The 25,864-nt window shown below is 51.4% G+C and carries 21 protein-coding genes; 1 reads left to right on the top strand and 20 read right to left on the bottom strand.

Annotated elements, in window-relative coordinates; all coding sequences use genetic code 11:
- Positions 1–18 precede the first annotated feature (18 nt).
- Positions 19–291: a TfoX/Sxy family DNA transformation protein gene (locus QZT18_RS16035; RefSeq protein ID WP_294149261.1), complete on the top strand. Its 273-nt coding sequence runs from the start codon at positions 19–21 to the stop codon at positions 289–291.
- Between the two features lie 116 nt (positions 292–407).
- Here QZT18_RS16035 and QZT18_RS16030 read toward each other — a convergent pair whose 3' ends face one another.
- The 20 genes from QZT18_RS16030 to QZT18_RS15935 all read right to left on the bottom strand — a co-directional run bounded on the left by QZT18_RS16030 (position 408) and on the right by QZT18_RS15935 (position 25,492).
- Positions 408–1,610, bottom strand: coding sequence for a cofactor-independent phosphoglycerate mutase (locus QZT18_RS16030; protein ID WP_294149259.1), 1,203 nt, complete (start codon positions 1,608–1,610; stop codon positions 408–410).
- A gap of 141 nt (positions 1,611–1,751) precedes the next feature.
- Positions 1,752–2,894, bottom strand: coding sequence for an SLC13 family permease (locus QZT18_RS16025; protein ID WP_294149257.1), 1,143 nt, complete (start codon positions 2,892–2,894; stop codon positions 1,752–1,754).
- A 165-nt stretch (positions 2,895–3,059) separates the two neighbouring features.
- Complete coding sequence (locus QZT18_RS16020) at positions 3,060–3,734, bottom strand: hypothetical protein (RefSeq protein WP_294149255.1); 675 nt, start codon at positions 3,732–3,734, stop codon at positions 3,060–3,062.
- Between the two features lie 71 nt (positions 3,735–3,805).
- Positions 3,806–5,083: a serine--tRNA ligase gene (gene serS, locus QZT18_RS16015; RefSeq protein ID WP_294149253.1), complete on the bottom strand. Its 1,278-nt coding sequence runs from the start codon at positions 5,081–5,083 to the stop codon at positions 3,806–3,808.
- 794 nt (positions 5,084–5,877) lie between these two features.
- Positions 5,878–6,756, bottom strand: a complete 879-nt coding sequence (locus QZT18_RS16010; protein ID WP_294149248.1) for a pyridoxamine kinase — start codon at positions 6,754–6,756, stop codon at positions 5,878–5,880.
- Between the two features lie 27 nt (positions 6,757–6,783).
- Positions 6,784–7,374, bottom strand: coding sequence for an ECF transporter S component (locus QZT18_RS16005; RefSeq protein ID WP_294149247.1), 591 nt, complete (start codon positions 7,372–7,374; stop codon positions 6,784–6,786).
- Between the two features lie 247 nt (positions 7,375–7,621).
- Positions 7,622–8,272 carry a thiamine diphosphokinase gene (locus QZT18_RS16000; RefSeq protein ID WP_294149245.1) on the bottom strand — a complete coding sequence of 217 codons (651 nt, stop codon included), beginning with the start codon at positions 8,270–8,272 and terminating at the stop codon, positions 7,622–7,624.
- Positions 8,273–8,294: 22 nt separating this feature from the next.
- A complete protein-coding gene (gene rpe, locus QZT18_RS15995) occupies positions 8,295–8,957 on the bottom strand; it encodes a ribulose-phosphate 3-epimerase (protein ID WP_294149243.1) in 663 nt (220 codons plus the stop codon).
- A gap of 2 nt (positions 8,958–8,959) precedes the next feature.
- Positions 8,960–9,838, bottom strand: a complete 879-nt coding sequence (gene rsgA, locus QZT18_RS15990) for a ribosome small subunit-dependent GTPase A (protein WP_294149283.1) — start codon at positions 9,836–9,838, stop codon at positions 8,960–8,962.
- Between the two features lie 15 nt (positions 9,839–9,853).
- Positions 9,854–11,983 carry a Stk1 family PASTA domain-containing Ser/Thr kinase gene (gene pknB / locus QZT18_RS15985; protein ID WP_294149241.1) on the bottom strand — a complete coding sequence of 710 codons (2,130 nt, stop codon included), beginning with the start codon at positions 11,981–11,983 and terminating at the stop codon, positions 9,854–9,856.
- Positions 11,980–12,726 (bottom strand): Stp1/IreP family PP2C-type Ser/Thr phosphatase, encoded by a 747-nt coding sequence (locus QZT18_RS15980; protein ID WP_294149239.1) that lies wholly within the window; start codon positions 12,724–12,726, stop codon positions 11,980–11,982. The genes pknB and QZT18_RS15980 overlap by 4 nt, the downstream gene beginning before the upstream one ends.
- Complete coding sequence (rlmN, locus tag QZT18_RS15975; protein WP_294149237.1) at positions 12,723–13,775, bottom strand: 23S rRNA (adenine(2503)-C(2))-methyltransferase RlmN; 1,053 nt, start codon at positions 13,773–13,775, stop codon at positions 12,723–12,725. Before rlmN ends, QZT18_RS15980 begins: the two co-directional genes overlap by 4 nt.
- A gap of 4 nt (positions 13,776–13,779) precedes the next feature.
- Entirely contained in the window at positions 13,780–15,114 is a 1,335-nt protein-coding gene (rsmB, locus tag QZT18_RS15970) for a 16S rRNA (cytosine(967)-C(5))-methyltransferase RsmB (protein ID WP_294149235.1), read from the bottom strand.
- Positions 15,104–15,823 (bottom strand): zinc metallopeptidase, encoded by a 720-nt coding sequence (locus QZT18_RS15965; RefSeq protein WP_294149233.1) that lies wholly within the window; start codon positions 15,821–15,823, stop codon positions 15,104–15,106. Before QZT18_RS15965 ends, rsmB begins: the two co-directional genes overlap by 11 nt.
- Before the next feature lie 65 nt (positions 15,824–15,888).
- The gene (gene fmt / locus QZT18_RS15960; RefSeq protein WP_294149231.1) at positions 15,889–16,839 is read right to left on the bottom strand and encodes a methionyl-tRNA formyltransferase; all 951 of its coding nucleotides are present in this window, start codon (positions 16,837–16,839) and stop codon (positions 15,889–15,891) included.
- Between the two features lie 2 nt (positions 16,840–16,841).
- A complete protein-coding gene (def, locus tag QZT18_RS15955; RefSeq protein ID WP_294149229.1) occupies positions 16,842–17,321 on the bottom strand; it encodes a peptide deformylase in 480 nt (159 codons plus the stop codon).
- Between the two features lie 46 nt (positions 17,322–17,367).
- Positions 17,368–19,599 (bottom strand): primosomal protein N', encoded by a 2,232-nt coding sequence (gene priA, locus QZT18_RS15950; RefSeq protein ID WP_294149226.1) that lies wholly within the window; start codon positions 19,597–19,599, stop codon positions 17,368–17,370.
- Positions 19,596–20,981: a UDP-N-acetylmuramoyl-tripeptide--D-alanyl-D-alanine ligase gene (gene murF / locus QZT18_RS15945; RefSeq protein WP_294149224.1), complete on the bottom strand. Its 1,386-nt coding sequence runs from the start codon at positions 20,979–20,981 to the stop codon at positions 19,596–19,598. Before murF ends, priA begins: the two co-directional genes overlap by 4 nt.
- A gap of 23 nt (positions 20,982–21,004) precedes the next feature.
- Complete coding sequence (locus tag QZT18_RS15940; RefSeq protein ID WP_294149222.1) at positions 21,005–22,474, bottom strand: UDP-N-acetylmuramoyl-L-alanyl-D-glutamate--2,6-diaminopimelate ligase; 1,470 nt, start codon at positions 22,472–22,474, stop codon at positions 21,005–21,007.
- Between the two features lie 78 nt (positions 22,475–22,552).
- Positions 22,553–25,492 carry a DNA translocase FtsK 4TM domain-containing protein gene (locus QZT18_RS15935; RefSeq protein ID WP_366925907.1) on the bottom strand — a complete coding sequence of 980 codons (2,940 nt, stop codon included), beginning with the start codon at positions 25,490–25,492 and terminating at the stop codon, positions 22,553–22,555.
- Between the last annotated feature and the right edge of the window lie 372 nt (positions 25,493–25,864).

Raw genomic sequence — 25,864 nt, 5'->3', positions numbered from 1 at the left:
CTCAAATCAGGAGGTAATATGTCAGAATTAACATCTATGATGAATATCGGGAAAGAAATGGCCAAAAAGCTGACATCGGTCGGAATCGATTCAGCCGAAAAACTGATTGAGGCAGGTTCCAAACAGTCATTTTTGAAACTGAAAGAAACATATCCTAATGTTTGCCTGGTCCATCTCTATACCTTGGAAGGCGCCATCCGCAATGTTGAATTCAACCGTCTTTCGGAAGATAAGAAAAAAGAATTAAAGGAGTTCAGCGACTTTTTAAATTCGGTTCCGCCTGCGTGCTGAACTGCCAATCCATATAGAATGCCCCCTCTTTCTCAAAAGAGGGGGCATTCTATATGGATTGAGTGGCAATGAAAAGTTCGCGAAGCGTGCTTTTCGTTGTTATCTTGACTACATCCCTATTCTCCCAGCAGACGGTCTATCATTCTGTATCCTTCTTTTATCAGGATACCGGATTTCTTTCCATTGGCCTCACTGTATAAGAGTCCCTGGCCGGATTTCTTTCTGCTGTCATAGAGAAGATATGGCACCGGGTCGGAGACGTGTGTGCGGCAGCGGATTGGCGTCGGGTGATCCGGCATGATAAGAAGCCTGTAATCCTCGCCGGATTGATCCATCTCTTCCGCCACAATTCGGATCAGTCTCTGATCCAGGTATTCGATGGCCTTCACCTTTTTCTCCACGCTTCCCTGATGTCCCATCTCATCCGGGGCCTCCACATGGATATAGACAAAGTCGGCGCCTTCTTCCAGCAGGGCTTTTACGCCCGCCAGGGCCTTTCCCTCATAGTTTGTGTTAAGACCGCCGTTGGCGCCGGGAACCTCAATATTTCTCATGCCTGCGCCGACCGCAATGCCTTTGAGAAGATCGACAGCCGAAATCATAACGCCCTTCTTTCCTGTCTTTTCATAGAAAGAGGACAAGGCAGGCCTTGTACCGGCTCCCCAGAACCAGAGTGAATTGGCTTTGTTCTTTCCCTCCGCGGCCCGTTTTTCATTGAGCGGATGATGGTTCAGGATATCAAAGCTCTTTTTCATCATTTCCCTCAATTTTTCATCCTGAGGAAGATGTTGGCCAATCTTCTGTGTCAGCACATCATGAGGCGGCGTCAGCTCCACAACCTCACCCTTTTCCCAGATCAGGAGATGGCGGTAGCTGGTGCCCACATGGAAATGGTATATCTCATTTTCAAATACTTCTTTTACCGCGTCTAAAAGCACGGCGGCGTCCTCCGTGGAAATCTCATCGGAACTGTGGTCAATGATTGTTCTCTCCTCGTAGGGCCCCTCCTCCTCAGACAGCGTAACAATGTTGCAGCGCAGGGCAATGTCGGTCGTCTTCATATCCACGCCGATGCTGAGAGCCTCTAACGGTGAACGGCCCGTGTAATATTTCTGCGGGTTATATCCGAGAACGGCAAGGTTCGCCGTGTCACTGCCCGGCTTCATTCCTTCCGGAATCGTCGCTGCCAGTCCCACCTCGGAGAGAGGGGTCAGCCGGTCCATTGCCGGAGTGTCCGCATATTCGATCGGGGTCTTTCCACCCAGGGCCTCAAGTGGCTCATCGGCCATCCCATCACCAAGCACAATTATATACTTCATTCTGTCATCCTCCTGATTTTCGTCGTTCCAATATTTCTGATTACTGCCTTTTATTCTACACGTTCTTTCTATAAAATGCAACCGTCCGTGTGGAGCGGACAAAAAGAGGGGGTGAATCCGTTGCTGCCGGCGGACGGCCGCCTAGAGCCCTCCCGTCAGAAGTACGGCCAGCGCGGCTAACACGGCAAAAAAAGCCAGGTTCCATCCCGTGAATATTTTAAAATACACGCCTTTCTTTTCACCGTAGGCCCTGACAAAAAATTTATAGGAAATGAGGCTGGCGAGGGAGGCAATCAGCGTTCCCAGTCCTCCCAGGTTAACGGCTGTCAGAAGGGTTTTATATTCTCCGGTAAAACCCGACAGCAAAATGGCGGCCGGAACATTGCTGATAATCTGGCTGGCCGCGATTCCCGTTATCAGTTCGCGGCCGTCAATCAGACTGCTCAGCCATAAATTCACTGCATCGATCCGCTTCATATTGCCGATGAAGATGAAAAAGCAGACAAACGTCAGCAGAAGAAAATAATCCAGCTCTTTTAAAACCTTCCTGTCTCTCGCAAGCATCCAGAACAGCACGGCTAAAAACGCAAGCTGCCACGGTACGATATGGATCACCACCAGAAGGCTGAACAGAAACAGCAGCAGGTATACGGCGAATCTTTTGACAAATGCTCCCGCATCTTCCGGCCCCGTTCCCATCCGCACCTTCACTTCTATTTTTTCATCCTTCTCTGCGGCCAGGACAAAACCCAGGAGGAGCATGGAAACCGCGGCATAGGGCAGCACCGCCTCCATGAAGTCTGCCATTGAAATCGCTGACACCGAATAGAGATAAAGATTCTGCGGATTCCCCACCGGAGTCGCCATACTGCCCAGATTGGCGGCAATTGTCTCAAGCACAATTAATTTAATCAGCCTCTCCTCCTTCCCCACCATCTGATAGACTAGAATGGTAAAGGGGACAAAGGTGATAAGCGATACGTCGTTGGTGATTGCCATACTGCAGAAAAAACAGAGAAATACCAGAATAAATGAGAGCTTTTTCGTGCCGTGGGTGCCGGACAGAAGCTTCTGTCCCAGCAGGGTAAAGACTCCGATGGACTGCATGCCAGCAACCACCGCCATCAGGCAGAATAAGAGCGCCAGTGTCCTGAAATCGATATATCCCACATACTCTTTCCCCGGCCGTATCACCAGGGAAGATAACAAGGCAAGCATCGCCGCGATGCAGAACACCGTCTCGTTTTTCAGAAACTGTTTTAATGATGTGATTTTTTGATTCATACTTCCGTCCCCGTTTACTCGATAAAGAGTTCAATCTATCCCTAAAAAAAGGCAGGAGCCGTTTTTCGGTTATCTCCTGCCTTTTTATTGAGTGGCAATGAAAAGTTCGCGAAGCGTGCTTTTCGTTGTTTTACTGTTTGACCGGCACAATGGAACCGGAGCCGGTTATTTTTTTATTGAAACCGCACAGTCTTCGGCTTCAAGGTTAATTTTTGCAGTACCATTTCCGCTCGTATGGCGGTACTCCGTTTCCTTGAAACTGAACCCCGGCCAGCCGTCCGGTAACGATACCGCGCAGTCCGATATGGATGCGTTTACCGTGACATCCGTATTTCCGTTCAAGCCGATGGTGCAGGCGCTGGAATCGGCTGTATAGGTGACTGTTTTGATGAAATCGGACGGGAGCTCCACACTCACCGCTCCGGAATGATTGATGACCGTGATATCGGCATTCACTGAAGGGATATTAAATGCTCCATTTTCAGCCACGCCTTTCACTGAGGCATATGGCATATCAGGAATATAGACCTTTACCCTGTCCTCAAAATTCTGCCTGCCGGCGGTTTTTCTGCCTATCTGTATCCTGGTGGTGTGGGCAGACTCCGTTGTATCAACCGTAAACCTGGAACTATCGTACTCAAAGTGATACTTCCCATCCTCCGAAAATGCGATTGCAGCATTGACGTCATTTACCGTAATTTCCAAACTATCCTCTGTATTCGCCGCACGATCCGGCTCTCCCGCTCCTTTTTCCGTCACGGGTTTTGCCAGGGCTGAGCCGCCGGCGCCGAGTGAGAATATACATACTGCCAAAAGACAGGTCAAAATTTTTTTGATCATTGCCGCTCCTATCTAACCTTGTTACAGGTTTCTGGAAACCGAACCCAAAGGATGTTTGTAACTCCCGCAGATCAGCGGATCTCCGTCATTCCGCCCATATATGGACGCAGAGGCTCAGGAATTCTGACGGAACCGTCTGCCTGGAGGTTGTTCTCCAGGAATGCAATGAGCATACGCGGAGGAGCTACCACCGTGTTGTTCAATGTGTGGGCAAAATATTTGCCGTCCTGGCCGTTTACGCGGATTTTAAGTCTTCTGGCCTGGGCGTCTCCAAGGTTGGAACAACTTCCGACCTCAAAATACTTCTTTTGTCTCGGGGACCATGCCTCCACATCGACCGATTTTACTTTCAGATCGGCCAGATCTCCGGAACAGCATTCCAGTGTTCTTACCGGAACATCCAGGGAACGGAATAAATCAACGGTATTCTGCCACAGTTTGTCGAACCACATCTTGCTGTCTTCCGGTTTGCAGACAACAATCATCTCCTGCTTCTCAAACTGATGGATTCTGTATACGCCTCTCTCCTCAATACCATGGGCTCCCTTTTCCTTACGGAAACATGGGGAGTAGCTGGTAAGCGTCTTAGGAAGCTCTTCCTCCTGTACAACCGTATCAATAAATTTACCAATCATGGAGTGCTCGCTTGTCCCGATGAGGTAGAGATCCTCTCCCTCAATCTTATACATCATGGCATCCATCTCGGCAAAGCTCATAACGCCGGTAACAACGTTGCTGCGGATCATGAACGGCGGTACACAGTAGGTAAAACCGCGGTTGATCATGAAATCTCTTGCATAGGAAATTACTGCGGAGTGAAGTCTGGCGATATCACCCATCAGGTAATAAAAACCGTTTCCTGCCACTTTCCTGGCGCTGTCCAGATCAATTCCGTTAAAACGCTCCATGATCTCCGTATGATAAGGAATCTCGAAATCGGGAACCACCGGCTCGCCGTATTTCTGTACTTCCACATTCTCACTGTCGTCTTTTCCAATCGGAACGCTCGGATCAATGATGTTAGGGATGGTCATCATCTTCTTTAAGATCTGCTCTCCCAGTTCTTTCTCCTGTTCCTCCAGCTCGGCCAGACGCGCAGACTGCTCGGCAACCTGCTTCTTCATCTCTTCGGCCTCATCTTTTTTCCCCTGTCCCATCAGGGCGCCGATCTGTTTGGCAATCTTATTTTTATTGGCGCGAAGGTCATCCGCTTCTTTCTTGGCTGCTCTGTTCTTCGCATCCAGTTCAATCACTTCATCCACAAGGCACAGCTTGCTGTCCTGAAATTTATTTTTAATATTCTGCTTTACGATTTCAGGATTTTCTCTGACAAACTTTAAATCTAACATTTCTTCCTCCTGTTAATAACTGTCTTTCTTTCGGTTTGCTCCGTGCCCATCGGCACGCTTCGCGGAATCGATCCGGTGTGAGCGGCAGCCAATTTTTTCCCCGACTGCCATATCTTTGTCGATTATACTACAGTTTTTTCTTTATGGAAAGCCCTATTTCAGGTTGTTCCCTTTATTAGTTGAGATGCGGGGATGGCTTTGAGGGATGCGGGCGGGGGGGATTGGTTGGATAAGTCTTCAGTCCCGGGGGTTAGGGTGTGGTGAAGGGGAATCCGGGAGAAAAAATTCCTACGGGGACTCGCTCTCGCTTGTGGAATGCGCAGCGAGTGCTAGCTTCGAAAATACCTCAGCAAGCACCGGCGGATTCCCATGTCCCCTTCGGAAAGTTTTCTCCCTCCTTCCCCCGGGTACGTTGTCGGCGGGACTGAAAACTGGGAAGGGATCGGCCCCGTCCGGCATCTTCAAAGGCTGATTGTCCCTTTCGTCAAATGCGGGGGATGGTATGGCCGCGGTTCGGAATGGCGAAAACCTTCGCGTCTTCAGTCCCGGTCTTAGCCTGCCTGTGGGAAAGGAGGGAGAAAATGATTCCGGAGGGAACCTGAAGTTCATCGGCACTTACCGAGGTCTTTTCGAGGTTAGTTCCGTTATGAACTTCGAAGAGCGCAAGCGTTTCCCGCAGGAATCATTTTCTGCCCGTATTTCCCACCCGCGACAACCTGTAAACCGGGACTGAAGACTCATAACCTGCCTCCCACCATTCCGAACCCCGACCGTCCCGGCGGCGTTCTCGTTCCTCAGCTAATTTTCATTAAATAGGACAAACATTCTTCCAGACACAGCCCTTCCACTTCCGGCACGCCCAGTTCTTCGGAGCGCTCGACGCATTTTCTGGTGAATGCGGCCGCTCTTCTGACCGCTTCCTCCAGGCCGACGCCTTTTACGATGCTGGCCCCAATCACGGCGGAGAATACGTCGCCCGATCCGTGGTGGCTTCCCTCTACGTAATGGGCAGTCTGGAAGACCGGTTCTTTTCCTCTCTCATGAATCACATTGAGGATGAGGCTGCCTTTGACCACTCCGGTGAGCACCACGGCTCCCGCTCCCATCAGGATCAGTTTGTAGGTCAAATCGGCAAGTTTTCTCTTGCTCCATCCCTTTTCCTGGTACTGGGTGTCCGTCAGGATGCACGCCTCCGTCAGGTTCGGAGTGATGATGTCCGCGTACTGTATCAGTTCTTTCATCCCGTCGAAGAGCTGCTGATCGCAGACGCTGTAGGCCATTCCGTTGTCTCCCATCGTGGGATCCACCAGGAGCAGCGTATTCTCTTTTTTGAAATACCGGATAAACTCCGTTACGATTTCCACCTGTCTTGCAGAACCCAGAAATCCGGTCATGATCCCGTCAAAGGAAAAGCCAAGCTTCTTCCATTCCTCGATGTAAGCCTCCATCCGGTCCGTGTAATCATCAAAAAAGCAGGAGGGATATCCTGCATGGTTGGAAAGTACGGCTGTGACGAGCGGACAGCACTGTACTTTCAATGCGCTGATTACAGGAATAGCCGCTGTCAGTGCACAGCGGCCATATCCTGCCATATCGTTAATCGCGGCAATTTTTTTTGGTTGTAAAGATGTTACCAGTTTTTCCGTAACATTTGTCGTATTTAAATCTTCCATGTGTTTTTCGTTGTCTCCATTGTTTTTTTACGCAGACAATCCGGAAAAGAGACCGGCTTTCCTGAGTGCCGGACGAAGCGCCATATACACAGCCACCGATACAATGGCCGAGGTTACGGCATTGATGGATGTGGAAGCCACATTCCAGGCCAGGCTCAGCTCCGCCGCCGGTTTTCCGATAATCCACAGTTTATAATAATACCCTATCAGCGGATCGGCTATCACATTGAACAAAAGTCCCGCCGTTGCTGCTATTACCGTATAATTAAAAATATGTTTTTTATCACTGCTGTGCTCGATTTTCCCAAGCTTATGTGCAATTAATCCCGTAATCAGGCCGATACAGAGCTTGCAGATAAATGTCTTCGGCGCATAGATGACGTAGATGGGATCCAGAAGATCGCCGATGGTCATGCCGATGGCTCCTCCCAGGCCTCCGTAAAAGCCTCCAATCAGAAGCGCCCCGAGTACACAGACCGCGTTTCCAAGATGGATGGATGTTGCGTCACCGCCCGGCAGTGATATCTTGATCTGGCCGAACGTAAATACCACGTATGAGAGGGCGGCCAAAAGCCCGGTCATTGCGATTTTGTATGCCTGACTGTTTCTTGTTGTCATGATGATCTCTCCTTTTTCATTCCGGTTCTTTAAGGGAGCTGAGAGGTTACTGTTTATTGGTAATGTCCCGCGAGGAATTTCACGCGTGATATGCGTGAAATCCCTGGGTAAGCAGCGCGATATAGTGCTCTTTACCATTTCTGTGCAGTTTCCTTCATCTCGGATATGCATCATCATAACATAGAGTTGTACTTGTAAAAACATACAGATTTTATTATTTTAATCAGGTCAGTTTTTATTTCTGTTTTTAGTCGTGCGCCTCCACACAAATCAGAACGCCCGTTTCGACCTCCATGATTCCTTCTTCCCCATTCAGCTCATTGCTGATGCAGAGGCAGGAACCGAGTTCAATGCGGCGCCTGTTTAACGGATACTTAAATCCTTTTAACGTCAGCCCCGACACAACCTCGGTGAGCGGCATAAAAGAGATGTATTTTCCGTAAATTTCCGACCGTCTGAACACTTTTCCGCCGTCCAGCAGATACAGCTTGTTCTGGGCATCGTAAATACATACTTCCATCCCCTGCTTGAAGAACTGGTAGATGAGCTGGATGTTGCTGATTTCATGATCCATCCTTCCGCCGAGGGCGCCCAGCAGATCCACCCTGTCGCAGCCGCAGCGGGCGGCCGTCAGAAGAGCCAGTTCCGTATCAGTCTCATCCTTCTCCGGCTGATGGATCTCAAATGTCACGGAGGGGTTGTCCCTGTATTCTTTTAGCACCGACTGCTCCACCGTATCCAGATCCCCCACAACCTCATCCGGCATGATATGCAGGGAATTCAGAATCTCCAGACCGGCGTCCACCGCAATAACCCAGTCATAGCTCCGGTTTTGCAGAAAATCCTTAACAAATGAAATATCGATTGAACCGCCTGTCACAACCAAACACTTTTTCATACATCATCACTTCTCTTTTTGATTATTTGTCATATTCACTAAAAATATCCAGGAATGTCTGCACATTCTTTCCCGCATCCCCCTTGAACACCGCCGAACCGGCCACAATCACATCCGCGCCCGCCTCGATTACCTCTCTCACATTGGATGGAGAGATGCCGCCGTCCACCTGAATACGCGTGGAAAGCCCTTTTTCATTACAGAGATTCCGCAGTTTTCGGATCTTATTCAGGGTGTAGGGAATGAACTTCTGGCCTCCGAATCCCGGATTGACCGACATGATGAGAACCATGTCCACCTGATCGAGGATGCAGGACAGCGTGGATACCGGCGTCGCAGGATTCAGCGCCACACCGGCCATCAGCCCGGCCTCTTTGATCTGATTGATAGTCCGATCCAGATGGATACATGCCTCCTGGTGCACGCAGATCAAATCTGCGCCGGCCTTTTTCATCGCATCCACGTATCTGCCCGGCTCCTCCACCATCATGTGTACGTCAAATACCTTGTCCGTACAGCTTCTCAGGCTCTCGATTACCGGCATTCCGAATGAAATGCTGGGAACAAAGGCCCCGTCCATAATATCCAGATGAATATACGGCGCTCCAGCCCTGTCTACTTCCTGTACCTGTTCTCCAAGGCGCTTAAAATCGGCTCCCAGTATGGAGGGTGCTAAAATAATCATAATCAGTATCTCCTCTTATCTTTTAATTCCTGGTAAAGAAGAAGGTAATTGTCGTAACGGCTCCGGTCTATCTTTCCTTCCGCCACGGCCGTCTTCACTCCGCACACTTTCTCGCCCACGTGGATGCATCCAAGAAAACGGCACTCATCCTCATAGGCGGAAAATTCCGGAAAATAGTCCTTCAGTTCATTCGGTTCCAAGTCTTCAATATACATGGAACTGAATCCCGGAGTGTCCATCATATAGGTTCCTTCTTCAACAAAGAAAAGCTCCGAATGTCTTGTCGTGTGCTTTCCTCTTTTTATCTTTTCGCTGACAACGCCCGTCTCCATCCTGGCTTCCGGCTGCAGATAATTGGTGATGGACGACTTCCCAACGCCGGAGGGACCCGCGAGAACGGTCGTTTTCCCTGCAATCAGCCGGTGCAGCTCCTCAAGCCCCGATGCCTCGTAGGTGCTGATGAAATGGAGCGGATAGCCGGGAGGGCCGTAGATGGCCTTCAGCCTCTCAATCTCCGCCTCACCGGACAGATCAATCTTGTTAAAGCAGATGATTACCGGTATCTCCTGGCGCTCCATCATGACAAGAAACCGATCTAACAGGTTCAGGTTCGGCATCGGTTCCGTCACGGCAAAAACCACCACGGCCTGGTCCACATTCGAGACGGCCGGGCGGATCAGCCTGTTTTTCCGCGGCAGGATGGCGTCAATATTCCCGGTCTTTTCCTTTTCATCGAGAACCGTGAATTCGACGTCGTCCCCCACCAGCGGTTTTATATTTCTGTTTCTGAAAATTCCTTTTGCCTTGCATTCGTATATTTCACTGTGTCCGTCGTGGACGTAGTAAAAACCGGCAATGCCTTTGATAATCTTACCTTCCATTCGTCTCATTTACCTTTATTCGTCCACTTCCAGAAATTCCAGAGGATAGGACTTCAGTACTTTGTCGTTGCTCAGGTCCTGGATCTGGAGCTCTCCGGTAAGAACACCCGGCTCACCCGGAATCCTGTAATGAACGGGAATCGTGATATTGCCGCCCATTGTCCTCGGAGGCATAAGTTCATTTACAACCTGCCTTCCGTCCACTTCCTGTATCGCTACAATTCGGACCTGAATCTGCATATCACCGGAACTGGGACCGAACAAATCCTTCAGCGGAAAATCATCGTTAATCACGGCCACATACTGTTTTCCCTTGCCCGTGCTGACCGTATAACCAACGGCCGTTCCCTGCGGAGTATCGGTCGGGGCCAGGATATCCTGGCTGATAATCATGCCCTTGGCCACATCCTCACTCTTTTCTTCCTTGCGTTCTCCGAGTGTCAGGCCGATTGCCTCAAGGGCCGTTTTAGCATCCTCTTCCGACATCCCTGTGATTTCAATCATCGGAACAAGAGGGATGGCCGGGCCGGAACTTACAAAGAGCTTCACCGTCGAACCCGGCTCCGCTTTTTCCGGATCGAAACGCAGCACCTTGCCCTTTTCGATTGTTTCACTCGATTCATCCTGCAGTTCCACAAGAAGTTTCTGGGCTTCCAGCACCTGTTTGGCCTCTTCCCCGGTCATTTCAGTCAGTCCCATCTTCGTCAGGTCCACCCTGCCGCTTCCGAGTCCGACCGTAACAACGATCTCAGACTGTTTTGAGACAATGGTTCCCGCCAGGACACTCTGGCTGATAACGAGTCCCTCTTTCTCATCTTCCGAGTCGTCGTATTCGTATCTTATTTTCAGGAATGCGTCTTTTAATGACGTCTCCGCCTGTTCCGCACTCAGTCCGAGAAGCTGCGGCACCTTACATTCCGTACTGTTGAGCGTTTCTTCCGTCTGAACCGAAGATTCCGTGCTCTTATCCGGAGTCTTCCCGGAACCCAGGTTAAAAATTCCTCCCAGTCTTGCAAAGATAACGAGAACCACGGCTACAATAATGACTGCGGCAATAATTCCAATCGTGGTCATTATTTTTTCGATCTGAGGGTTTACATCGTCCGAAGGATCTTTTTTCTTTTTCCTGGCCGGAGGAGCTGCCGGAGTTCTGGGTTCCCTTCTTATGACGGGAACATCGATTCCGTCATCCCATCCCTCCCCATGGTTTGTCGAAGTATTGCGGCGCTGTGTATCGCGCACATATTCCACTTCACCCTGGTCACGGATTACCGTGGGAGATGATTCGTCCAGCTGCGGTTCCGGTTTCAGGTATTCATCCTCCGGATCCACCAGCGCGTGGCGCAGATCGGCAATCAGTTCATACGCGTCCTGATAGCGCCGCTCCGGCTTCTTCGCCGTACATTTTAAAATAATGCGCTCCAGGCTTGGGGTGACATCCCGGTTTAAACGGCTTGGGGGCGGCACCGGCTCCTCTAAATGGGCCAGCGCAATTGTCACCGTATTATCCCCGTCAAACGGCACCTGTCCCGTCACCATCTCGTACATCGTGATTCCCAGCGAATAGAGATCGCTTCTGGCGTCACTGTAGCCGCCCTTGGCCTGCTCCGGCGAAATATAGTGCACGGAACCCACGGCATTGGAACCGATGGTCTGAGAAGACACGGCCCTTGCAATTCCGAAATCGGCAACCTTGACCTTGCCGTCGCGCGAAATAATCATATTCTGCGGCTTGATGTCACGGTGGACAATATGCTGATCGTGTGCGGCCGCAATGCCCTGGGCCACCTGGATCGCGATGCCGATCGTCTCCTTGACCCCCAGATGGTTCTTTTTAAGAATATAGCTCTTGAGCGTAATGCCCTCTATCAGCTCCATCACGATATAATGGAGATCACCCTCATCCACAACGTCATAGACGCTTACAATGTTGGGGTGGGAAAGGCCGGCGGCCGCCTGGGCCTCCATCTTGAACTTACTGACAAAATTAGAATCCTGGCTGAATTCCTCCTTCAGTAACTTTATGGCAACAAGGCGGTTCAGTTTGTGGCACTTAGCCTGATAAACTTCCGACATGCCGCCCACGCCAATCATGGCGAGTATCTCATATCTGTCCTGTAAATAACTTCCCGGCTGCAGCATCATAATGGATTCACCTCGCTTATCTGGGGATCCGCAAGGATGACGGCTATGTTATCCCTGCCCCCGTTCTGATTCGCCAGCGCAACGAGAGCCCTGGCTTTCATCTGAAGTGAACCCGGCAAAAGCACCAGACGGAATATGGCCGAATTGTCAACCATGTTTGTCAGTCCGTCCGAACACAGCAGAATATAATCGCCCGGTTTTAAGGGAACTTCAAAAAAGTCTACATCGACTTTCCTGCCGATACCCACGGCCCTGGTGATAATATTCTTTTTTTCCTTATATTCGCTGCTGCCTCTGTCCATCTGTCCCATGGAGACCATCTCCTCCACAAAGGAATGATCCCTGGTAATCTGGCTGATGCCCTCCCGCTCGATGAGATAAAGCCTGCTGTCACCGACATTGGCCACGTAGAGGGTGGAGTCTTCAATTGTCGCGGCGACAATCGTAGTCCCCATTCCGGCCAGTTCCGTATTTGTGAGAGACTGTTCATACAGTTCCCGGTTTATTTTTGCGATTCCGTTGTTAATGGCAGATACCGCGCTCCCATCGTCACATTCCTTTATGTAAGATACAAGGTGTTCCACCAGATAGCGGGATGCATAGTCCCCCGCTTTATGGCCTCCCATACCGTCTGCTACGATAAACAGGTTTGAAAGAGGCCCCACAGATTCTGTGCTGGCAAACTGGTAATCCTGGTTGAGCTGCCGGACACGGCCGACATCTGTCAAGGCGTATGCTTTCATTCTCCCTCTTTCCTTTCGTCGTCTATAAAACTTTTTCTAAGCTGTCCGCAGGCGCCGTCAATGTCCTTTCCCATCTCTCTTCTGACCGTAACATTGATGCCGCTTTTTTCCAGCAGGTTCTTAAATGCTTCGATGGCCTGACGGCCGGAACGGACGTAATCTCTCTCTTTTATCGGATTAACCGGTATCAGGTTGACGTGGCCGTGCTGATCTTTGATCAGACGCACCAGAGCCCTGGCTTCATCCAGGTTGTCATTTACTCCCTGAACCAGACTGTATTCAAAAGTAAGCCTGCGCCCCGTCTTCTCAAAATAGTAACGGCAGGCATCCATCACCTCATCCAGGCTGTAGCGTCTGGCAATCGGCATGAGTTCCCTCCTCACCTCATCATTCGGGGCGTGCAGGGAAAGAGCCAGCGTAATCTGCAGGTTTTCCTCCGCCAGTTTCCGGATGCCCGGCACGATGCCGCAGGTGGAAACGGTAATATTTCTCTGGCTGATATTGAGTCCGCCCTCTCCGGAAAGCAGGCAGATAAAACGGATCAGGTTATCGTAATTATCCATCGGTTCGCCCGAACCCATCACGACGACATTGGAAACACGCTCCCCCGTATCCCGCTGGATGCGGTAGATCTGTTCAAGCATCTCGGAGGGGGTTAAGTTCCGTTCCAGTCCGTCCAGGGTGGAGGCGCAGAAACGGCAGCCCATCCGGCAGCCGACCTGGGAAGAGATGCAGACAGAGTTTCCGTGCTTATATCTCATCAGAACGCTCTCAATCACATTGCCGTCATTCAGCTCGAACAGGTATTTTCTCGTATCGTCTATTTTCGAAATCTTCACGCACACCGTCTTCAGGGTGGTATAGGTGCAGTTTTCCCTCAGTTTTTCGCGCAGCTCCTTCGAAAGGTTTGTCATCTCATCAAAAGAAGCCGCCAGTTTTTCATGCATCCACTGGTAGAGCTGGCCTGCGCGGAATGGTTTTTCTCCCATCTCCCGCAGTAAATCCTTAAGCTCCGGAAGCGTCAGCGACTTAATATCTGTTTTTTCCATAATACTACTGTTTTCTCCTCATGACTGCGATAAAGAAACCGTCACAGGGGTGCACTCCGGGCAGAAACTGGATATACCCGGACTCCATGGTCGGTTCCGCAAGTTCTTCTCCCAGACGTCCTTTTATGTTCACCGGTTCAAAGGGAAACTGTTCCATAAACCAGCGCATATTCTCTTCATTCTCTTCCCTGTTGACCGTACATGTGCTGTAGACCAGCGTACCGCCCGGTTTTACATACCGGTGCACTACGGAAAGAATCTCCCTCTGAAGGCAGGCCAGCTCATGCAGCTTCCCGGGAGTCATATTGTATTTGATGTCCGGTTTCCTGCCTATAATTCCAAGGCCGGAACACGGAAGATCGGCTATCACGACATCGGCGGCCTCCTCGGACGCTTTGTCAAACGTGAGTGCGTCAAAGACGGCGGCCCTTACATTGCCAAGGCCGCTTCTAGCGATATTCTCCTCTATCATGGCTGCTTTCGCATCGCTGATATCCCGGATTTCCACCATGCCGGTGCCGTTCAGGATATCGGCGGCGTGGAGACCTTTTCCGCCCGGCGCGCCGCACACGTCGATCACGTAATCGCCTTCCTTAATTCCGGCGGCATCTCCCGCCAGGGAAGAACTCAAATCCTGGATCTGAAGCAGTCCCTGCCTGAAGGCATCCAGGCTCTCCAGATAGTCCACTCCGCGAAGACGGATGACATCGGAAGCATACCGGCTGTCCTCCACCGTGACTCCCTGTGCCGTCAAAGACTCGATAATCTGCTGTTTACCGGCCTTATTAAGACAGCATCTGGCCGTCAGGGGACGCTCCGTGAGAAGGCTTTCAAGCATCACCCTCAGTGTTTCCTCACCGTACGACTTTTTCCACATGGCAAGCAGCCATTCCGGAACGGAATACCGGACGGAGTCATTCGGGAATTTAAGATCCGCTTTCCCTCTGGATATGCTTCGGAGCACTCCGTTTACAAAGCCCTTTAACCCTGAAAAGCCGCGTTTCTCAGCCAGTTTCACCGCTTCATTGCAGGCGGCCGAATCCGGCACACGGTCCATATGGCAGATCTGGTATACGGACATCCTGAGAATCGTACGGATCACCGGTTTCATTTTATTTACTTTTACTTTAGAATATGAATTTATAATATAATCAATCTGAATCAGGTACTCCACCGTACCGTCCACAACCCTCTTAATGAAGGAACGGTCCTGCTTCTCCAGATACTGGTACTTCGTGAGCGCCTGTGAAAGAATCACATGGCTGTATTTCCCCTTTTCCAGCACTTCGAGCAGTATATCCAGGATAATCTCCCTGAGAGCCGGTTCTTTAACGGTCATCTCTTCTTCCTCCAAACAGGATTAACAGACGCAGAAGCTGTAAAATAGAGCCTGCGGCTGCCGCTACATAGGTGAGCGCGGCTGCGCCCAGTACATTTTTCGTATATCCGACCTCTTCTCCGGAAAGGATTCCCGTCTCATCGAGAAGCTTTACGGCGCGCGAGGACGCGTTGAATTCCACGGGAAGCGTTACAAGCTGGAATAAAACACAGAGCGTAAACAGAAGAATGCCGATCTGCACCAGCGGGGAACCTGCGCCTCCAATGAAAATACCCAGGATAATCATCGGCCAGGAAAGCTGGGTGCCGATGTTCACAACCGGAACAATGGCTCCTCTGACCTTTAAGGGAACATATTCCGTATTGTCCTGGATTGCATGGCCGCACTCATGGGCCGCCACGCCGATTGCCGCAACCGATGCCGAATCATAGACCGATTCCGACAGGTTTACCGTCTTGCTCCTCGGATCATAGTGGTCCGTCAGATTGCCGGCCACCCTGCGCACCTGCACGTCGTATATTCCCTGGGAATTTAAAAGACGTTTGGCCGTCTCGGCACCGGTCATCCCGGTCATGCTTCTGACCCTGGAATATTTCGCATAGGTGCTCTGGACTTTGGATGAAGCGATCATCGAAAGCACAACACCAATTAAAACAAGTATCATTGTCGGTTCAAACAGGTTATAATATCCGTATCCATAGCCGTACATAAAAAACTCCTTTCATCACTCGATTCCTATCAGGCGTTTTTCATACTTATCCCGGAAGACAATTATTATTCTCCCAGAACCGTCCCCTCTTTCACCGGATACCCGCGCAAAAATGCGCCCGTATCCATCCTCTTTTTGCCTTCCAGCTGAAGTTCATTAATCTTCAGACAGCCTTTTCCCGTTTTTATAAGAAAACTGTCCTTCAAAACGCCGACAATCTGCCCGTTTACGGCTTCCGGCGTTACTTTTGCATCATCACAGGGAACTACCTCTGCATCCCAGAACTTTAACGTCTTTCCCTCATAGGAGGTGTAGGCGCTCGGCCAGGGATTCAGGCCCCGGATCAGGCGCTCGATGGCCTCCGCTTCCATATCCCAGTTTATTTTACCAAGTGCCTTGTCAAGCATTCCCGCATAGCAGGCGCCCTCTTCCGGCTGTCTGGTCCTTAAAAGCGTCCCGTTCTCCGCCTTTTCGAGGGTGGAGAGAATTAATTCCCCGCCCGCGGTGCTGAGCCGGTCAAACAGGCTTCCTCCGGTTTCCTTCTCATCCAGAGTCACAACGGTTCTCTCGAGCATATCGCCGGTATCCAATCCCACATCCATCATCATCGTGGTGACGCCCGATTCACGGTCGCCGTTGATTACGGCCCATTGAATCGGCGCAGAGCCCCGGTACTTCGGAAGCAGAGACGCGTGTACGTTGATACAGCCGTATTTCGGGAGATTCAGGATCCTCTCGGGAAGAATCTGGCCAAAAGCGGTCACCACAATCGCATCGGGAGCAATCTCCTCAAGGATGTGGAAAAATTCTTCGTCCTTCTTTATCCTGGACGGCTGGTAGACAGGTATCCCATGTTCCAGCGCCTTCTCCTTCACAGGAGTCATAAGCACCGCTTTCCCTCTGCCCTTCGGCTTGTCGGGCTGGGTTACAACGGCTTCCACCCGGTGTCCTCCCCTGATCAGCGCCTCCAGTGTCGGGACGGCAAAATCAGGCGTACCCATAAATACAATTCTCATTCTTAATCCTCTTCCTCTTCCATCGTCACATCTTCCAGTTTGCCTTCCACGAGGCTTACATAGAGCTGTCCCTTCAGATGGTCGCATTCATGGCAGATCGCCCTTGCAAGAAGGCCTTCACCCTCCAGCTCAAACTCTTCCATCTTTGCGTTTAAGGCTTTTACCTTCACTTTTTCCGGTCTTGTGACGATACCCGTCTTGCCCGGTACGCTCAGACAGCCTTCCGAACCGGTCTGGCTGCCTTCCGTCTCCGTAATCTCCGGGTTAATCAGCACATACTGATTGCCGTCGTCCACATCGATTACGACGATCTGCTTTCTGATTCCCACCTGAGGAGCCGCGAGGCCGACTCCGTTCGCCTCGTACATCGTCTCAAACATATCTTCTATTAACTCAGCGGTATGCTCCGTCATCTCCTTAACAGGTTTACACTCTTTTTCAAGGACTTCGTCCCCCATGGTTCTGATTGATCTGATTGCCATTTCTCATTCCCTCTCTGTAAATATGGTTCTTTTTCTTAAAATCAGGCTATGAAACATCAAACTGAAGTGACAGTGTTTTGAACCTCTCATCTCCTGCCGCCAATGTTTCGATATTACACCTGATTTTATCAAGTATATCACAATTTTTACTCTTTATATATAAAATTTTTCTGTATATATCATTAACTTTGTATACGGGCGCCCTGACGGGTCCTATGATTTGCACTTCTTTTTCCGTATATCCCATGGCCTCCACCGCGGCCAGGGCAAGGCCCGAGCAGAGTTCAAGCTGCCTTTCACTGTTCGCCGAAAAGAGCACGGCCTGCATGAAACAGGCGGGCGGATAACTCATCATCCTGCGGTATACCATCTCCTGCCGGTAAAATTCTTCATAATTCTGTTCCGCCGCCGTTACAATGGCATAATGCTCCGGCTGGTAAGTCTGAATTACCACATTTCCGGAAAGGCTGCCTCTTCCGGCCCGGCCCGCCGCCTGGGTTAAAAGCTGGAACGTCCTCTCACTGCAGCGGTAATCCGGCGTATTCAGGGACAGGTCGGCCGCCATAATTCCGACCAGGGTCACATTGCCGAAATCATGGCCCTTTACAATCATCTGCGTGCCGATCAGGATATCCGCCTCGTGTGCGGAAAACGCGGCCAGAATCTCTTCATGACCTCCCTTGCGCGCCGTCGTGTCGGCGTCCATCCTGAGAATCCTGGCCTGCGGAAAGGCGTTCTGCGTCAGCTCCTGGAGCTTTTGCGTACCCGCGCCGAAACCGGCTATATAGGGTGAGCCGCAGGACGGACAGAGCTTCATCAGGGGCACCGAATAGCCGCAGTAATGGCAGACCAGACGGTTATTTTTATGGAGTGTGAGCGATACGTCGCAGTGAGGGCATTTAACCGCCTCACCGCAGGAACGGCAGGAAATAAAGTTGGAATATCCCCTTCTGTTGATAAAAAGCATGATCTGCTCTTTTTTCATCAGTCTGTCCTCTATCAGCTGTGTAAGCCTCCTGCTGAACATGCTCTTATTCCCCTCGGCCATCTCCTTCCGCAGATCGACGACGTCCACCTGTGAAAGGGCGCTGCCGCTCACCGCCCTGTTTTTGAGGGCCAGTAGCCTGTATTCGCCGCTTACCGCTCTGGTGTACGCCTCCATAGACGGCGTGGCCGACCCGAGCACCAGGCTGGCGCTACACAGTTCAGCCCTCTTCTGCGCCACATCCCTGGCATGGTAACGCGGCATGGTTTCGCTCTTATAGGCGCCCTCATGCTCCTCGTCTATAATAATCAGCCCCAGGTCCTGAAACGGGGTGAACAGCGCGGAACGGGGGCCTATCATCACCGAGACCTCTCCCTTTGCCGCGCGTTCCCACTGATCGTAGCGTTCGCCTGCCGAAAGTCTGGAATTGATAATTGCAATCCGATCCCCGAAACGGCTGTAGAAGCGCATGACGGTCTGGTAAGTCAGCGCAATCTCCGGTATCAAAAGGATTACCTGCCTGCCCTGGTTTAATACATGATCCATCAGCTCCATGTAAACTTCCGTCTTTCCGCTGCCGGTAATTCCGTAAAGAAGATAGGTGCTCCGTAGTCCTTCATCATACTCCGCAAAGAACCGCCCGGCCGCCGCCTTCTGTTCTTCATTCAAGCTGGCCGCGGCGCCGGTGTGGGTCAGGGATTTAAACGGAGTCCTGTATACCTCCCGCGTTAAAATCTCCACCTGGCCTTTTTCGAGCATCGGCTTTAACGTAGCCGCCGTGATCTGGAGCTGGGCTTCCGCCACCTCCGAAGGAATCACGGGCGTTTTGTCAAGCGCTTTCAACAGCCGGAGCCTGGCCTTATAATTCTTTTTCTCCGCCTCGGCTATGGCATCCCGAAGCTCCTCTTTTTCAAGCAGGCATCGGATGCTCTTCTTCTCCTTCGGCTTCATCTTCTGCTTGACCGGAAGGACCGTCTTAAGAGCCTGGTTCATCGTAGAACCGTATGTTTCCCGCATCCACCATGCAAGCTGAATTAGCTGGGACTGGACCGATATACTTCCGGTCACAACCCCAGCTATCTCTTTCATCCGTTCCGTATCAAATTCAGGCGTGTTGCTCAAGCCCACCACGAACCCGCTGCGGGCCGCGTTCCCATTGCCGAAGGGCACCTTAACGCGCACCCCCACATAGATTTCTCCCGCCAATTCTTCCGGTATCCTGTACTGAAACGTGCGGTCTACCTTCTCATGGGATATGTCAATAATTATATCGGCATAGGTGTATTTTGTCATTCCATCGTTCCTCTCCGGATAAAGTGTGCAGCCGTCTCCCCCAGCTTCATGCTGTTGGAACCTTTGAAAAGCACGGCGTCGCCTTCCTGAAGAAGTGTTTCAAGATACTGCGTCATCTCTTCTTTCTGTGCTTCTTTAAAGACTGCGGTTTTGATTTTCCCCTCCGCGCCTTTTGCAATCTCCTCTGCCAGTTCCCCGTAAACCACTACTTCATCCACCGGCTGTCCCGTCAGGAAGGTTCCGATCTCGCGGTGGAACAGGGGAGCATTTTCCCCCAGCTCTTTCATATCGGCCAGGACGGCAATTCTTCTCCTGCAGTCCTCAAGCGATGCCAGGACACGGATTCCCGCCTTCATGGAATCGGGACTTGCATTATAGGTATCATCGATCACCGTGACGCCTCCGGTTACATAAATCTGCTGGCGGTTTTTGAAGCCGTCGAATTCCCTGAGCGCCTCCGCCGCATCTTTTAAGGGCACGCCATAGTGATCCGCCACTGCCAGCGCAGCCAGTGCGTTCAATATGTTGTGCTCCCCCATCACTTCCAGCCTTACCGGCAGCACCGTGTCCCCATGAACCATGTCAAAGGAGGGGCGGCCATTGTCAAAGGCAATGTTTACGGCACGGTAACCGCAGTTTTCCCCCAGCCCGTAATAGACCGTACTGCAGCCCTCTTTGGCCTTCACATCCTGAAGCAAATCGTTGTCCCCGTTCAAAAACAGGGTTCCGCCTGCCTTCATTCCATCCTGGATATGAAGCTTTTCTTTCAGGATATTCTCCCTGGAACCGAGATTTTCAATATGTGTTACACCGATGTTGGTAATCACGGCCGTATCCACGCGGGCGATATCCGCTATCACTTCCATCTCCCCCGGTTCGCTCATCCCCAGCTCCAAAACACCGATTCCGTCTTCGTTTGAAATTTCGGATATTGTAATCGGGACTCCCACCTGGCTGTTGTGGTTGGCGGGCGTCTTAAAGGTCCTGTAACCCGCCGAAAGCGCCGCCGCAACCATCTCCCTGGTCGTGGTCTTCCCCACACTTCCGGTGATGCCGACAAGAGGCAGCGTGAGACGCTCCCTGATATACCTGCCGATATCCTGAAGGGCTTTCTTCGTATCCTCCACACGGATGAGCGCCCCTGTGATTTCCTCCGGCGGCTCATCGTGCTCCGAGGTCAGTGAAGCCGCCGCGCCGTTTTCAAAGGCCTGCTTTAAAAAGCGGTGTGCATCCGCCTTTTCACCGATCAGGGGCACAAAAAGATCCGCTCCCTTCATGCTTCTGGAATCAATGCTTATATGTTTTAACGGCGTTTCTTCACCGCCGCAGAGGAGACGGCCGTTTACCGCCTCCACAATCTCTTTTACCCTGATATTTTCCATTGTCTGACTGCTCCACATCTCTTCTATTCTAACATCCCAAGCTTTTTGACGGCTTCCTTCACCACGGTCCTGTCTAAGAACGGATGTCTTACGCCCTCGATCTCCTGGTAATTCTCATGTCCTTTACCGATTATCGCGATGATATCGCCGTCTTCTGCGTGGGACAGGCTATATTCGATCGCTTCCCGTCTGTCCGGGATTTCGATGAATTCTCCCGCTGTCCGGGCAAGGCCTGTTTTAATATCCGTGAGGATGTCTTCCACCTTCTCAAAGCGTGAATTGTCCGCCGTAATAATCGAAAGATCCGCCAGCTTTCCGCCGATCTCTCCCATGGAATACCTTCTGTCCTTCGCCCGGTTCCCGCCGCAGCCGAAGACAACGACGAGGCGCCTGGGCTTGTAGTCCCTGAGGGTCCTTAAAAGGCTCTCCATGCTGACCGCATTGTGGGCGTAATCGACGATCACCGTGCACTTTGCCGATTTGTAGACAATCTCCATCCGGCCGTCCACCTGCATGTGTTCCATGGCGTGAGCCACCTTATCCGCCGGTAACCCCAGATAACTGCACACTCCTGCGGCAGCCATCGCATTATAAACATTGAAAAGTCCCGGGACATTAACCCGAAGTTCGATGTTGTATTCCCCGGTCATCTTAAAATCAAGGCCGACGAAATTGTCTTCCCTTATGTACTTCACATCCCCGGCCCGGAAATCTGCGTCGTGTTCCATTGAAAATGTCTTAATCTCCGCTTTAGAACCCTCGATGATCTCACTGTAATGTCCGTCGTCCCGGTTCACGAGGCAAAGGCGGCTGTTCTGCAGAAGCTGTTTTTTATAGTAAAGATATTCTTCAAAACTGGCATGCTCATTCGGTCCGATATGATCGTTGGAAATATTGAGAAAGATGGAATAGTCGAAAAAGATTCCGTCCACCCGGTGCATCAGATAGCTCTGGGAGGAAACCTCCATCACCATGTAGCGGCAGCCCTGTTCCACCATCTTTGCAAAATACTGCTGCAGGAGATAGGATTCCGGGGTGGTATTCATGGTCTGGTAATGTTCCTCCCCGATAATCGCCCCATTGGTACCTATCAGGCCGGTCTTTTCCCCCGCCGCTTCCAGAATCGCTTTTATCATATAAGTCGATGTGGTCTTTCCTTTTGTTCCGGTCACGCCGATCGTCGTCATCTTTCTGGCCGGGTATCCAAAACGGGCGGCCGAAAGCAGGGAAAGGGCATTCCTTCCGTTTTCAACCTTTAAAACCGTGATATCGGAAGGCACTTCCACCGCCTCCTCCGTCACCAGAACCCTGGTTCCCTTCGCAATGACGTCCGGGATAAATTTATGGGAATCCACATTCGCTCCCCGCATGCAGATAAACACCGAATGCTCCGCGGCCTTCCTGGAGTCGTAGACCACCTCGTTTACCTCTTCGTCCAGGTTTCCCTTCAGAAGCTCATATTTCATCTCACTAAGCCATTCTCTAAGTTTCATTGTAGTTCCTCCTGATTTATCATACGCATTTCAGGGCAAAACAATCACTTCCATGCGTCAATTACCCGCTGTACCCTGTTATTCACTCATCATATTCTCGAACTGTTCCATGGTCATCAGGACTTTTCTGGGCTTTGTGCCCTCCTCTTCCCCGACAACGCCTGCGTCGGCTAACTGATCCATGATTCTGGCTGCCCTGTTGAAACCGATCTTGAACATTCTCTGCAGCATTCCGATGGATGCCTTGTCTTTCTCAATAATAAACCGGCCCGCCTGGACAAAATAGGCATCCCGGTCACTGCCGCCGGAGGGACCGTCACTGAAGGACGCGGTGCTGATTTTGGACTCCACCTCGGGATTGTAATCCGCCGTCATTCCCTGTTCCGTCAGGAATTCAACGACGCGCGATACCTCCTGATCCGAGACAAAGGCGCCCTGCACACGCTGCGGTTTCTGGTAACCGGAAGGATAAAAGAGCATATCTCCCTTTCCAAGCAGCTTCTCCGCACCGTTCATATCGATAATCGTCCTGGAATCCACACCCGATGATACGGAGAATGCGATTCTGGACGGAATATTAGCCTTAATGAGACCCGTAATGACATTAACCGACGGCCTCTGGGTGGCAATAACGAGATGGATGCCCGCGGCGCGGGCAAGCTGAGCCAGACGGCAGATGGAATCCTCCACCTCCCCCGGGGCAACCATCATGAGATCCGCAAGCTCGTCCACGATAATGACAATCTGCGGGAGCTTCTCCGGCTTCTTATCATCGTCAACATCCGCAATGGATTCTACCTTTTCGTTGTAGCCTTTTAAATCCCTGACATTGTATTTGGCAAATTTATTATAGCGGTCCGTCATCTCGGCCACGGCCCAGTTAAGAGCGCCGGACGCCTTCTTCGGATCGGTTACAACCGGAATCAGAAGATGCGGGATTCCGTTGTATACGCTGAGTTCCACGACTTTCGGGTCAATCATGATGAGCTTGACCTCGTCTGGCTTTGCCTTGTAAATCACACTCATAATGAGCGTATTGATACACACCGATTTACCGGAACCGGTGGCGCCGGCAATCAGAAGATGCGGCATCTTCGCAATATCGGTCACAACCACCTGTCCCGCAATATCCTTGCCGACGGCGAACGCCATCCTGGAACCGTGACGTTTAAAGTCCTCCGACTCCAGCAGATCGCGGAGCAGGACCACGTTATTTTCCTTATTGGGGACCTCAATGCCCACGGCCGCTTTTCCGGGGATCGGAGCCTCGATACGGATATCCGCGGCAGCCAGGTTGAGCTTGATGTCATCCGAGAGCGCGACAATCTTACTGACCTTCACTCCCTGTTCCGGGTGAAGTTCATACCTTGTTACGGACGGGCCGCAGCTGATATTGGTAACGGTAACGCCGACGCCGAAGTTCTGCAGCGTCTGCTGCAGCTTGATAGCCGTCTCCTTATACTCTTTTTCGGAAAATCCACCGTTGTTCTTTGTTCCCTTTTTCAGTAAATCCAGCGGAGGAACCTTGTATTCCTTCTTGACGACCTTCTCGGCCTCGGCCCTTTTTTCAATCTGCTCATTGACGCTCATTTCGTCCTCGGGCCGGGCTTTTTTCTCCGCCCTCTTCTTCTCCATGGTCTTGCGGACCATCTCCGTATCCGTCTCGATCACCTTGCCCGATGACGTGACAACGGTCTTAGGCTCCTCCGGGACGTAGAAACTGTCATAATTAAGCCCCTCGTCTTCCGGCGCGCCTGCGTCCGTATCTTCGTAAATTTCATCTTCTATGTAGTTTGCCTCCGCGCTTCCGTACGGCTCACTTCCTTCATACTCATCATAGAAACGGTTCACCTGTTCCGAATCGTCAAAATGCTCCGGTTCGGGGGATGGTTCCGTGTAAGATTCCGTATAGTAGCCCTCCGGTTCCTCTCCGCCGTCCCAGGGGATTTCCTCCTCCGCATAATCGGATGTGTTCACGGCTGTAAAACCGGGATGCCTGCCGCCTATCTCGCGCTCCTCGCCGGAGAATTCTTCAAAGGTCCTGGTATCGCGCCTTACATAGATATTCTTAAGGATATCGTCCGTCTCCTCGCTGGCCCTGTCTCTCTTTCTGCCTTCCTTCTTTATATCCGCAGCGGGAGCCGGTTTTTCATCGGCCGCAGCGCTTGTCCGCTCCGATGCGGCTGCTGCTTCCTCCTCGTCCGTCTCAGCGGCATAATGGGGCATGGCAATGCTTCCACGGAAAATATCGGCCGGATTTCCGGGCCGGTCCATATTCTCCCCGCCGCTCACCGCCTGCTTTGCCGGAATATCCACTTCCATATCCATGGCCGTATCGTCGTCGGCCAGCAGGGTTCCCTCCGGTATGCCGGCCGCAAATTCACGCATCAGCGGAGCATCGTTTAAGTTGGTAGCGTCCAAATCCACGCCGCGCACGCGCTGTTCTTCCCTCATGCGCCTCTTCTCTTCCCTGCGCTCCTCATGGATTTCACGTCTCCTGCTCATATCTTCTCTGGCGTATTCATAGGCTCGTCCGCTGCCCTTTTTCACAAGGCTTACCAGGGACTTTTCCGTTATGCACACGGCGCCCAGAATCAAAGCGACAATCAGGACAAGATAAGTGCCCACTTTTCCAAGGGCCGGACAGAGCATCAGCACAAGCGCTCCGCCTGCAAATCCGCCGCCGTCGCCGCTGGTTCCCGACTGGACATAGTACTGCCCCAGTTTCCAGCCCTCTTTCAGTCCTCCGCCAAATGTCATCTGGTCCAGGCCGCAGAGTGCCAGGAGCACGATAACCACGGCTCCCATCTTCAAAAACGCCCTGTAATTTCCCCTGTTGGACATATAAAAACAGGTGCCCAAAAAGAGGAGTACCGGAGCCGCATAACCCATGCTCCCGAAAACTCCCAGCATCACCTTGCGGAAAAAATCGCCCACTGCGCCGCAAAGGCCAAAGTTACTCAAAAACAGAAGCACCGATACTGCAAATGAAACAATAATCGCCACTTCCGTTCCCATAAAACTATTCTCTTCTACGACCGGAGCCGCCTTTTTTCTACCAGTGCCTGAACGCTTTGTGTTCGTCGTACCCGCCTGCTTCTTCCTGCTGCCTGTATCCTGTTTCTTTCTGCTCGTGCCTGCCACTGTATCTAAGCCTCCAAACATATTTTCTATCTTCTACTTAGCATAGTATACAAAAGTTTGAGTAAAAAAGCAACGCGGTAGCTTATTTTTTTATCGGCATGAGGAGGGGGAGTTGAGATGTGAGGACGCCTCTGTAAGACGGCGGACGGGGAGTGGGGGGGGGGATGGATGAGTCTTCAGTCCCGGTTTATAGGATGTGGTGAGGGGGAATCCAGGAGAAAAAATTCCTACGGGGACTCGCTCCCG

This window comes from uncultured Clostridium sp. (assembly GCF_900547735.1).
Taxonomy (GTDB): domain Bacteria; phylum Bacillota; class Clostridia; order Lachnospirales; family Lachnospiraceae; genus Otoolea.
The sequence above is the reverse complement of the archived record's forward strand: the minus strand, read 5'-3'. Positions and strand labels throughout refer to the sequence as shown.